Annotated in this window: 9 protein-coding genes; 6 read left to right on the top strand and 3 right to left on the bottom strand. The window is 42.8% G+C overall.

Annotated features, from left to right (window positions below):
- Positions 1 to 16 precede the first annotated feature (16 nt).
- Entirely contained in the window at positions 17 to 1,297 is a 1,281-nt protein-coding gene (locus ACX17N_RS13435) for a GGDEF domain-containing protein (RefSeq protein WP_458893075.1), read from the bottom strand.
- A 300-nt stretch (positions 1,298 to 1,597) separates the two neighbouring features.
- On the opposite strand from ACX17N_RS13435, the gene ACX17N_RS13430 reads away from it, so the two are divergent.
- From ACX17N_RS13430 to ACX17N_RS13420, 3 genes are read left to right on the top strand one after another with little or no spacing between them, the layout of a single operon-like run.
- Positions 1,598 to 2,545, top strand: coding sequence for a pirin family protein (locus ACX17N_RS13430; RefSeq protein ID WP_458893074.1), 948 nt, complete (start codon positions 1,598 to 1,600; stop codon positions 2,543 to 2,545).
- A 15-nt stretch (positions 2,546 to 2,560) separates the two neighbouring features.
- Positions 2,561 to 2,968, top strand: a complete 408-nt coding sequence (locus tag ACX17N_RS13425; RefSeq protein ID WP_458893073.1) for an OsmC family protein — start codon at positions 2,561 to 2,563, stop codon at positions 2,966 to 2,968.
- Positions 2,969 to 3,025: 57 nt separating this feature from the next.
- On the top strand, positions 3,026 to 3,676 hold the full coding sequence (locus ACX17N_RS13420; RefSeq protein WP_458893072.1) for a glutathione S-transferase: 651 nt from the start codon (positions 3,026 to 3,028) through the stop codon (positions 3,674 to 3,676).
- Positions 3,677 to 3,731: 55 nt separating this feature from the next.
- Here ACX17N_RS13420 and ACX17N_RS13415 read toward each other — a convergent pair whose 3' ends face one another.
- Together ACX17N_RS13415 and argS are read right to left on the bottom strand one after the other, a co-directional pair.
- On the bottom strand, positions 3,732 to 4,340 hold the full coding sequence (locus ACX17N_RS13415; protein ID WP_458893071.1) for an SPOR domain-containing protein: 609 nt from the start codon (positions 4,338 to 4,340) through the stop codon (positions 3,732 to 3,734).
- A gap of 79 nt (positions 4,341 to 4,419) precedes the next feature.
- Positions 4,420 to 6,210, bottom strand: coding sequence for an arginine--tRNA ligase (gene argS / locus ACX17N_RS13410; protein WP_458893070.1), 1,791 nt, complete (start codon positions 6,208 to 6,210; stop codon positions 4,420 to 4,422).
- A 184-nt stretch (positions 6,211 to 6,394) separates the two neighbouring features.
- On the opposite strand from argS, the gene ACX17N_RS13405 reads away from it, so the two are divergent.
- The 3 genes from ACX17N_RS13405 (at position 6,395) to ACX17N_RS13395 (ending at position 12,412) form a co-directional block, all read left to right on the top strand.
- Positions 6,395 to 6,679 carry a DUF2798 domain-containing protein gene (locus ACX17N_RS13405; RefSeq protein ID WP_458893182.1) on the top strand — a complete coding sequence of 95 codons (285 nt, stop codon included), beginning with the start codon at positions 6,395 to 6,397 and terminating at the stop codon, positions 6,677 to 6,679.
- Between the two features lie 431 nt (positions 6,680 to 7,110).
- Positions 7,111 to 8,811, top strand: coding sequence for an NAD-dependent malic enzyme (locus tag ACX17N_RS13400; protein WP_458893069.1), 1,701 nt, complete (start codon positions 7,111 to 7,113; stop codon positions 8,809 to 8,811).
- A 196-nt stretch (positions 8,812 to 9,007) separates the two neighbouring features.
- A complete protein-coding gene (locus tag ACX17N_RS13395) occupies positions 9,008 to 12,412 on the top strand; it encodes a type VI secretion system Vgr family protein (protein ID WP_458893068.1) in 3,405 nt (1,134 codons plus the stop codon).

Below are 12,412 nucleotides of genomic sequence, written 5' to 3'. Positions count from 1 at the left end.
TAAGCACAAGGCCTGCTTATGCTTCGTTGGGTAAAGGGTCAAAGCTGACCACCTGATTACGACCATTCTGTTTAGCACGGTATAAGGCAACATCCGCTTCTTTGATTAAAAGATGCAAATCAATATCTTCGGGATTAAGCTGGGAAACCCCAATCGAAATGGTGAAATTGAGTTTAATGTTATTGCCAATACAGACCGTATTCGCCTCAATTTTCTGTCTTAATCGCGTGGCAATCATCATGGCATCGTCGAGCGTTGTTTCAGGTAAGAGCGCGACGAACTCTTCGCCACCGAAACGGGCAAGCACATCATCACGTCGCATTTCCTTGCGGGCAATTTCAGCAATTTTCTGCAACACCTGATCCCCAATATCGTGTCCATAACTGTCATTGATGCGTTTGAAGAAATCAACATCGAACATCAGCAAGCAAATCGATTTAAACTGTGGCCATTGATGAATTTTTTGTTCTGCGATGAATTCAAATTGGCGGCGGTTATTGAGTTGTGTGAGTTCATCGGTATGTGCCAGTTCACGTAGCATATGTCGATCCCACTCATCTAACATCGAACGTAAAAATGTGCGTCGTGCATTTAAAGTGTTGTTCCAGCTAATGTATAGGCTGAAAATCAGAATTGGCACATATACCAATAAAAAGATAATGGTTTGATGCAAATTATTTATCTGCATCACTCCGGAAATAATCACAACACTGATCAGCAGGGCCGTCAGCACAGAGGGGCGAAAGCGCACCTGAATCGACAAGCACCCCAACAGAATAAAAATGACTGAAGCATATTGATAGAAATAAACACTGGAGCTGCTGGACTGATGTAAGAGCCAGAACCAAACGCTGGCCGCAAAGGCACTGGACAGGGGCAGAAGCAAATCTAAGATCTGAATATTCTTCGAGTATTTAAACATCGCCCAGTTAATCAGAATAAAACCGAGGACGGCCATTACCCGCACGACACCAGATAAATAGGCAATGTCTGGCAGTAAAAACCAGTCTGCAAAAAAATAAGAAAGAAAGGAGAGTTGTGCTAAAAAATTAATTTGTCTTAAATGGCGACGCTGATGGGCGTTTTGATAGTCGAAATAACATTGCTGAAATTGGGTAGGAATGAATGCATTTGGATCCTGTAAGGCATTTGCAATGAGGATACGATTCTCAGGTTCACATAATTGAGAGGGCAAGATATAACTATGCTCAGGTGCATGTTGAATTTTATGTCGATCTTGCGCTGCAGAAGTATACTTATGACTCGATTCAGTCTGTCCATGTCCTCCTTTAATCATAGGCTACTCCATTGTATCTACAATGTATTCTTATGAAATAATAAACACTAATCCTAGTGTTGTATATAAAGTGTGCATTTTTCATTGAAATGATGCTGTAGATAGTCGTCTTTATTCTTGTCAAGATTTTTACTTATTCTAGGGGATAATCGAGGTTCATCCTATAGACAGTTGTATTTTATTGTATTGAATTTTTATTCTTTGGACAAAGATTGCATCCAAATTTGAATAGGTGCTAGTTTTTTCCGCAGTAGCCGTTATGCTGATGGAGGGCGTCAAACAAAAATTTAGGATAAGAATATGACCAATAGTAATTATATTGAATTATCAGATTCAGACGACTGTGAAAAGTATATCAATCAAATGTTGTTGGAATTTCCCCTGCGTTCTGCCGAAATTGGACAAGGCACGATTATTAAACGTGCATTGCCTAGCCGACATAAACGGATGATTGGCGCATGGTGCTTTTTAGATCATGCAGGTCCCGTGAGCTTTCCGCAAGGTGAGGGTTTGGATGTGGGGCCACATCCACATATGGGATTGCAAACCTTTACATGGATGATTGAAGGCACCATGATGCATACTGACAGTTTGGGCTCCAAGCAGCTGATACGCCCCAAACAGGTCAATTTAATGACAGCAGGCTATGGTATTTCACATACTGAAGTTGCACCGGATACTGAAACCCATATGCATGCGGCACAGTTATGGATAGCCTTGCCTGATGATCAACAGAATATGGCACCACGTTTTGATCATTACCCTGAATTGCCCACAGTTCAGCAGGATCAAGTTGAATTTACCGTATTAGTAGGTGAGTTTTTGCAGACTCGCTCACCAGTAAAAGTGCATACTGAACTGTTGGGGGTTGATATGACGGCACGAGAAGCAACCGCGACACGGTTACCTTTAAATCCTAAATTTGAATATGGCTTTTTAGCGCTAGAAGGTACGGTTGTGGTCAATGGTCACGAATTAAATGATGATAATATGTTGGCACTTGAACCGGGTGTGACAGAAATTAGGATTGAGCTGCATCAGGGCGCGCGCATTCTATTGCTGGGCGGAGAGCCTTTTGCATCACCCATTTTATTGTGGTGGAATTTTGTTGGACGGACACAAGATGAGTTGGAACTAGCGCGCGAGCAGTGGGTAAATCAGGATGAGCGTTTTGGCTCAATTCCGGATTATGATGGGCCACGCCTTGAAGCACCGGTGTTTCCAGAAAAAATGAAAGCATCCAAATAATTAAGGAAGAAACACATGACCATTATTGCGCAGGCTCAAGTGCGTACGCGAGCAGAGCATTGGCTCGGAGAGATTTCGAGTGGTACCCATCATTTCCTCACGGACAAACCAGCCTCGTTTGGCGGGCAGGATCAGGGAGCTGCACCTTATGACTTTATTTGCTCAGGTTTGGTCTCTTGTACCATGATTACGTTAAGAATGTATGCCCAGCATAAGCAAATTGAGTTGGGTGCTTTTAGCGTAGAGGCTGATTTTCATAGCAATAAAGAAGGCAGAGAATGGATTGAACGCCGTTTGTCTTTTCAGCAGCCTTTGTCGCAAGAGTTGCAGCAGAAAGTTCTAGAAATTAGTGCAAAAACGCCTGTGACCAAGACCTTGTTAAGAAGTCTAGAGATAGACACACAGCTGATTGCATTGGATTAGGTTAAGCAGGATAGGAAATGAAGGCGCTCACGGCGTCCTATTGGGATATTGAGGCATATGATTACCTTGCATCATTTGGAGCAGTCGCGCTCTTTTCGTATTTTATGGGCTTTAGAAGAACTAAAGCTGAGCTACCAGATCCAGTATTATCGTCGTCTACCGACTTTGGCAGCACCCCCTAAATTAAAACAGGTACATCCTTTGGGTAAAGCCCCCGTATTAACGGATGGCGAGAGCAATATTGCTGAATCTGCGGTCATTTTAGAGTACCTGCAAGAACAGCATGATTCGCAGCAGCAGTTCAAGCCACAAGATCAAGCCCTACAGCAGCAGTACCGTTACTGGATGCATTATGCCGAAGGGTCTTTAATGCCGCTCTTGGTCATGCAATTGGTGATGAGTAATGTGACTCAGCATGTGCCTTTTCTGGTTAAGCCAGTTGCCCAAAAAATTACCGATGGGGTGAAAGCTGCTTTTATTCAACCTCGACTCAAAGACCACATCCAATTTTTGGAAAGCTATTTAGCATCACATGACTATTTTGCGGGTGAGTTTTCTTTTGCCGACATTCAAATGAGTTTTCCCTTAGAGGCATTGCTGTCGAGGACGCAAGGGCGCTATCCGAATATTCAGGCTTTTATTCAGCGCATTGCGGCTCGACCCGCTTATGCGCGTGCCAAGCATAAAGAGCAAAGCTGTGCGGCATAATTTGGCCGTTGATGAGACATAAAAAAAGATGCCGAAGCATCTTTTTTTATGACTTTTAGCGTTTCACCACAATCGAATCGATCCCGCTATGCTGCAAAGTTTGCTGTGCAATCACAGCAGCTTCCTGCGAATCATAGGGACCCGAAACAACTCGATACCAGGTTTTTCCACCTTCAACAGTTTTCACGACATCGGCCGATAATCCATTGAGAATAATTTCAGCACGACGTGCGTCTGCACTGTCAGGATCTGGATAGCTACGAACCTGTAGAATATAACTGCTGACGTGTTCCGTCGGGGTGGTACTCAATTGGGCGTCAGCTGAGTTTGCAGCGCTTGCCGCTTGTTCAGGCTGAGGAGCTTCCACAATCACCACGGTACTTTGATCTTTCGTTTCAGGAATAGCCTGTTCAGGAATTGGAGTCACTTGCTGTTGCGGCAGCAAATCGTAAAAACGATAATCCTTATTGGTTTCTTCCTGATAATGCTCAGAGCTCACCTGATTTTTAGGCTGTACGGGAGCCCACGGTTTCCACAGCATTAAAGCAACGGCAAAACTTAAGACGATTAGAATGACCACAAGGGTTCCCAACCACGCAGGAATCAGGGGTTTTTTCGGTTTGTTTGGTCGTTCTGAGACACCGCGTTGCGTTTTTCCAAACACGTGGAAATTCCTCTTTTTGTCATTTTCACATGGCGACTCGGGCAGAAGCCCGAGATCATTGTGCCATGTAAAAATTCACTTACATGGCTTCAGGTGCAGATACACCTAATAATTCTAAACCATTGCGTAATACTTGTTGTACGTTTACTGAAAGCAATAGACGTGCTTGTGTAAGTTCAGCATCATCATTCAGTACTTTGTGCTCATTATACCAGCCATGGAATAAAGCTGCCAATTCTTTCAAGTAGTTACCCACTTGATGCGGTTCATAAGCATTGGCCGCGCGGAGCACGATTTCCGGATAAGCCGCCAATTTCGCCAGAACTTCGGTTTCCGCTTCGAGGTCGAGTTTATGGGCAAATTGACGTGCAGTTGCGGCGCTGAAATTGACGCCTGTTGCCGCGGCTTTTTCTAGCATACGGCAGATACGTGCATGGGCATATTGAATGTAGTACACGGCATTGTCTTTGCTTTGTGAAACGGCAAGGTCTAAGTCAAAGTCAATGTGTTGTTCCGATTTGCGCATCACATAGTAGAAACGTGCTGCATCGTTACCGACTTCTTTACGTAGGTCACGCAAAGTCACGAATTGACCTGAACGCGAGGACATTTGCACCATTTCACCGCTGCGCCATAAGCTCACAAACTGCACCAACAGGACGGTCAGTTTTTTCGAGTCATAGCCCATAGCATCAATCGCGGCTTTCACGCGAGAGATATAACCGTGGTGGTCCGAACCCCAGATATCAATCAGGTCCGTATAACCACGTTGTAATTTGTTCAGGTGGTAGGCAATGTCAGAAGCGAAATAGGTCGTTTGACCGTTACGACGTTTCACTACGCGGTCTTTTTCATCGCCAAACTCAGTTGATTTGAACCAGATGTTGCCGTCTTTTTCGTAGAGGAAGCCACGTTGATCAAGAGTTTGAAGGGCTTCATCAATTTTTTCAGTCAGAGATGCTTCGCTGAACCATTGATTGAAGGTTACCCCAAATTCGCCAAGGTCGTCTTTAATGTCATCCAAAATGGCTTTGAGTGCCGCTTGATGGAAAACGCGATAGCCTTCGCCCGTCAATTGTTGTGCATTAAAGATCAAGCCATCAATATGCTTTTCTTTGTCGCCAGAAAGCACGACTTTATTGCCTTCGGCATCCAGTTCTTCGGCATACTGTACATCTTCAGGCACATCTTTATAGACATCCGCGACAGGGTGGACATAAGCATTGCCATCTTGATCAATAATGCTTTGGGCGATTTCTTTCACATAGTCGCCTTGGTATGCATTTTTAGGGAAAACCAATTCCTGACCCATCAGCTCAAGGTAACGCAAATAGGTTGAAGTCGCTAAAATGTCCATTTGACGACCAGCATCATTTACATAGTATTCGCGATCAACAGTTGCACCTGTGGCTTCAAGCAAGTTGGCTACAGTCATGCCGTATGCTGCACCACGACCATGGCCTACATGCAGGCTAGATGTTGGGTTTGCAGAAACAAATTCGACTTGAATGCGCTTTTCTGCGTTGGCTTGGGTGCGACCAAATTGCGCACTTTGCGCTTGGATTTGATCGAGCACTGCGAAACGCTGGTCTGCATTTAAGAAAAAGTTGATAAAGCCGGGACCTGCAATTTCTGCTTTGCTGATATCAGCCACTTCTGGTAAACATACCAGAATTTTTTCGGCCAAGTCACGTGGCTTCATACCCGCAGCTTTAGCACCAATCATGGCGATATTCGATGCGAAATCCCCGTGGCTTCGGTCTTTAGTACGCGTCAAATTGCTGTTGTTGTTCCAGTCAGATGGGAGTACGCCTTCCGCTTGAAGGGATTGCACTGCATGATCGAGCGCTGCTTGTATTGCCGTGTTCATAGAGTCGAAAATAAATGTCGCAGAAAAACAGCAAATATAGCAAATTTCAGGCTGTTTAGGTGAGTCCTTTGTAGAGAATGTTTTTTACCCAGCAGCAGCGCTGCGGCAAATTTTACCAGAATGCTTGCCACAGATCAGACAAATTATGGCATAGTGAATGAATACAATATCTTGGATGAATCAGATGGCGCATGATCGAGCTAAAATTATTGGGAACATTCCCAAGCTACCTGCAAAGTTTGTGGGCTGGGTCATGCCATTTTTTCTGTCCTGTCTTATGAGCGGTATTATCTCTTTCATTAATATGTTACGTAATTTGGGTTGGAGTGATACCTTTTTGTCCCTTTGGTTTTCTACATGGATGATGTCATGGGCAATTGCTTATCCAGTGGTATTGCTGATGTTGCCGTTGGTGCGCAGACTCACAGGCGTGTTTGTCGAGATGCCTCCGAACCAGCCACCGAAATAAGCGTCAAAACACCGAATAAATTAGCCAATGGTCTAAAAATTACATAAATTATTGTTTTTATTTATAATATTTTAATATTCCTGCTTTTTTATTATTAATTTAAAAAATACTAAGTAAAGTGCATGGAATACAGGGTTGGAAACTAAATAATCGTTTTAAACTCTATCAAATTTTTTGTTTATTCGGGATTAATAGGCTGAATTTGCTTTATTTTGTTTTATTATTCGCAAGATTTGATTTTTCTGTTTCATTTTTTAATAGTTAAAAACGATAAAAAAATCTTTATTTAATAGCGAAATTATCTTCATACTACTATCACGTATCTAAATATACACTCTTGGGAAAATAGGGCTAATCTATTCAGCGAATCGAAGAGAATTTGATGACGAATTGCAATTTGATTGAGCAAATTGCGCGCACTGAGACTGGTTATGACAACTGCAGAATTGAAGACGAAACACCCTTTATACATCCCATATGCTGGAAACACCCTGTTAGAACTCCCGCTGTTAAATAAAGGTTCGGCATTTACAGAAGAAGAACGCACTCGCTTTAACCTACATGGCTTGGTTCCACATGTGATTGAATCGATTGAAGAGCAAAGCCAACGCTCGTATCAGCAATATTGTGCATTTAATGATGAGATCAATAAGCACATTTACCTGCGCAATATTCAAGACACCAATGAAACCCTGTTTTATCATCTGATTGAAAATCATCTCAGCGAGATGATGCCAATTATTTACACCCCAACAGTGGGTGAAGCATGTCAACGCTTCTCGGATATTTATCGCCGTCACCGTGGTATTTTTATTTCTTACCCAGATCGCGCCCACATTGATGATATTTTGCATAATGTAAATAAAAAGAATGTCAAAGTGATTGTGATCACCGATGGCGAGCGTATTTTAGGCTTAGGTGACCAGGGTATTGGTGGCATGGGCATCCCGATTGGTAAGCTTTCGCTCTATACCGCATGTGGCGGAATTAGCCCAGCGTATACCTTACCGATTACGATTGATGTGGGCACCAATAACCAACAACTGTTGAATGACCCGATTTATATGGGCTGGAGTCAGCCACGAATCAGTGGTGAAGCGTACTATAGCTTTGTGGATGAAGTGATGGCGGCAATTAAACGTCGTTGGCCAAAAGCACTGATTCAGTTTGAAGATTTCGCCCAAAATAATGCCATGCCTTTATTGAATAAATATCGTGATCAAGTGTGCTGCTTTAATGATGATATTCAAGGCACTGCTGCGGTTTCCGTTGGTAGTTTGATTGCGGCCTCACGTGCTGCGGGTAAACAGTTAAAAGACCAGATCATTACCTTCTTGGGTGCGGGTTCGGCAGGCTGTGGTATTGCAGAACAAATCGTGGCACAAATGATGGCTGAAGGTCTTACTGAGGCTGAAGCGCGTGCCCGCGTGTTTATGGTGGATCGCTTTGGTTTGATTACAGAAAATCAGCCGAACTTGCTAGACTTCCAGCGAAAGTTGGCACAAAAACCTGAAGTGATTGCAGCTTGGGGTAATGTTGAAGAGCACATTTCTTTATTGGATGTGGTAAAGCAGGCTAAACCAACGGTATTAATTGGGGTTTCAGGTCAACCGGGATTATTTACTGAAGAAGTGATCAAGACTTTAGCCAGCAATTGTGCGTCGCCAATTGTCTTGCCGTTATCGAATCCAACCTCACGTGTAGAAGCAGTGCCTGCTGATATTGTTGAGTGGACCGAAGGACGTGCCTTAATTGCCACAGGTAGTCCTTTTGCACCTGTGAATTATCAAGGCAAAATTTATCAGATTTCGCAATGTAATAACTCGTATATTTTCCCAGGGATTGGTTTGGGTGTGGTGGCGTCGGGTGCAACCCGAGTAACTGACAGCATGCTGATGGCATCGAGTAATGCCTTGGCGGACTGCTCACCTAAATTAACAAACCCTGATGCAGATTTACTGCCAGATATTAATGATATTCAGCAGGTGTCTAAAATTATTGCCTTTAAAGTTGCAAAAGCAGCGATGGAGGCGGGTGTAGCGCCAATGATCAGTGATGAGTTGCTGCATGAGGCGATTGAAGCGAATTTCTGGAAGCCTGAATATCGTCAGTATCGTCGAGTGACTTTCTAAATTTTTGCTTAATTGGTGTTGAAAAGGGGCTAAAAGCCCCTTTTTATTGCAGATCATTATAAAATAAGTGCGAGATAATAGTGTCATGATCTGTGTCTCGAATAAAAATAAGATAAAAAACACTAGACGATTATTTAAGCGATTAATTAGAATGTCGCGCTTTATATACGTATAACTTTAATAAAGAATTACAACTATGTTGAATAATATTCAGAGTGTTTTAGACCAATTGGGGCTAACAACGCTTAAGCGGGCTATGCATCTTCAATTTTCTGATCCAGAATTGAATTCACTCGTTTTCTTGCAGCGTATTCAAGGTAAGCATGTCTTGAATGGGGAGCTAAATGTCCAGTTGACCTGTTTGTCGACCACAGTTCATCTCGCTTTGAAGCAGTTTATTGGGTGTCGGGTTGCTGTTGATCAAGTCACAGATATGGGGCAATACACGCGATTAACAGGCCTTATTACCCAAGCCAGTCAACTTTATAGTGATGGTGCATTTACAATCTATCAACTGACCTTGCAAGATCCGACTGCGCTATGGCATAAGCGGCGTAATAGTCGAGTCTTTATGAATAAGACTGTGCCAGAAATCAGCACCATTTTATTTAAAGAGTGGCAAGAAAAAAGTTCTTTATTTAGTGCAGCCCTCATATTCGATTTATCAAAACTTTCAGAAAATTATGATGTTCGCCCTTTTGTAATGCAGTTTAATGAAACTGATTATGAGTTTCTGACACGGTTATGGCGAAGTGAAGGCATCAATTGGTGGGTCGATGAGCAACAACTCTTTGTTCCACATGTTTTGCAATCAATCGAACCACAAGTTTTAAGACTCATTGATAACAATCAATATTTTTCAGCCTTAAGCCGTCAGGTCATCCGATTTCATCGCAGCCATGCTACTGAGCATTTTGATAATATGACTCGTTTGGTGGCTCATCGGCAATTACAATCGACGGTGAGTCATGTTCAGCGCTGGCAAGCGGAAGGCTTAAGCCAAGAAGATGGCTCTGGTGCACAACTCAGTTCACATCAACATAGCCAACATTTTGAGAATGAAAGTTTGAGTTTGGAGCAAGCATGGTCTTGCAGTCCTGCTTGGGTAGCTGACTTAAATGGAGATGATCAGGCGACAGCTTCAAGTTCACAGCAATTAGATCGGCTAAATGGACATTTAGGGGCTTACCAAGCCTTGCAAGCCAAGTATTTTAAAGCTCAGACTTCGGTACGCGATGCACATGTAGGTTACTGGTTTACTTTGCAAGGACATCCTGAAATTGATTTACATGCTGAAAGTGATCAGCAATTCTTGATTTATGAAAAGCACTTTTATAACCAGAATAATCTGCCAACGGAATTACAAACTCAGCTGATGCAGATATTGGATTCAAATATTTTAAGTTTCTTGGGATCCGATGAGCGGCAGGGGAATCAACTGATTTTAATTCGTCGTCAAGTTAAAGTCGTGCCTGAATATGATCTACTCAAACATCGCCCCAATGCAAACCCGCTACATGCAAGGGTTGTAGGACCTGAAGGTGAGGAGATTTATGTCGATGAGTGGGGCCGAATTAAGGTTCGCTTCCTGTTTACTCGTGCGCATGATCATCAACATGATGACGGTGCTGGAAGTAATGATAATGATACCGACTCAGCTTGGGTGGATGTACTCACGCCATGGGCTGGCGAAGGTTATGGAGCACGCTTTCTTCCACGAGTGGGAGAATTGGTTGTTGTAGACTTCTTTGAGGGATGTATTGATCGTCCTTTTGTGCTGGGTCGAATTCATGAAGCTCAGCGCTCTCCAACCAAGTTTGATGTAAAAGGACAATTGCCAGCCACCAAAAAGCTGAGTGGCATCCGCTCTCAAGAAGTGGGTGGAAGCGGTTTTAATCAGTTGCGTTTTGATGATACGACGGGGCAGATCAGTGCCCAGTTGCAAAGTAGCCATGGAGCGAGTCAGTTGAACTTGGGCAATCTCAGTCATCCTAAAGAAACTGAGCAAAGCAGTGGTCGTGGGGAGGGGTTTGAACTCAGAACAGATGCTTGGGGAGCCGTACGTGCTGGTAAAGGTATGTTGATTAGTACCTATGCGCAAGAACAAGCAATCGCGGATCATTTAGAAGCGGCTCAAGCTCAATCTTTACTGTCGCAAGGTTATGACAGTATGAATGTACTGAGCGAAATTGCAGTGAAACAGCAGACGGATGCTTTGAATGTGCTTCATCGGTTGCCGAAGTTTATTCAATCACTCGAGTTAAAAACCACAGGGCAAGCGCTAGAAAGCACATTAAATCTATTTAAAGAAAGTATGAATAAAGATCCAATTCATGCATTGAAAGATTGTGGTGGTTTTATTGCAGATATTGGGGCATTAGGGAGTGATACCAAAACGGTTGTAGAGGAGTTCAATGCATTCTTTGGTGATGCCATAGATGCTGCTGAAAATTTAAAAGCATTTATTGAAAATGTTGAAGAGCATGGCGCTGATCTTGTTAAAGGTAAACTGGCAAGTATCAAGGATCGAATTCAGCAAAACCCTTTTGAGAGTATTCAGGAAGTTGGAAAAGTTTTAGCCAATGTTGATATTCAAGATTTTGATTTGATGAGTACGTGTGGAACTTTTCATAAAGGTAATAAATTAGAAGTTACCCCATCCAAAGCTTTGGATTCTTTGCAAGGCTTCATGGAGGGATATACCCAAGGTCTAGAAAGCAGTGCTGATGCAAAGCAGCAAGAACAAGGAAAGATTTTCAGACAGGCATTGATGTTATTAGCATCACCGAATGGGATTGCTTTAACAACACCTGAAAACATTATTTTGCAGGCTTCGCAGGATATTGCGGAGAGTGCCAGTGGTTCAATTAACCTGAGTGCTCAGAAAAATATTATCGGGCATGCACAGGACAAAATCAGTTTGTTTGCCGCACAAAAGGGCTTCAAAGCTTATGCCGCAAAAGGAAAATTGGAGTTACAAGCACAGGATGATGCAATTGAAGCAATCGCCAAGAAGGTTATCAAGCTCATTTCTACTGAAGATAAAATCGAACTGACAAGTCCAAAAGAAATTGTACTAACAGCGGGTGGGTCTCAGCTCAAAATTAATGCAGATGGCGTATTTTCAACAACAGGCGGTAAGTTTGAAAGTAAAGCTGGGCAGCATGTATTTACGAGTGGGGCAACAGTAAATGCTGAGTTGCCGAAAATGCCTGAGAGCGGAGTCTTTAGTCGTCGGTTTGATTTTAGCGAGTTGGTTAATGCTGATTTATTGAAAGATGGATTTAAATATAAAGTTATTAATCATGCTAAGAAAACAGAATACATTGGTTTTCTTGATCAGTTCGCAAGGACCGGGCGGATCTTTAGTGATAACCCAGATAGCGTCGAAATTCTTTTACTCGGTAAGAATGATGACAGTTCAGATAAGCTACAACTGGTTGAAGAAGTGATCACGGAAGGGCAAGGTCATGGTTTAGATGAGGCCTGTTGCGGTGGTGATGATGGTCATAACCATGAGCACGATAGTGATGAAGATATTGAAGATATTGAAGATACAGATTTAAAAGCAGATTTTGAAAGTTTTGGACTTAAGGATTAA

Source organism: Acinetobacter sp. GXMZU3951, assembly GCF_054457875.1.
This window is presented reverse-complemented; position numbering and strand designations above follow the sequence as displayed.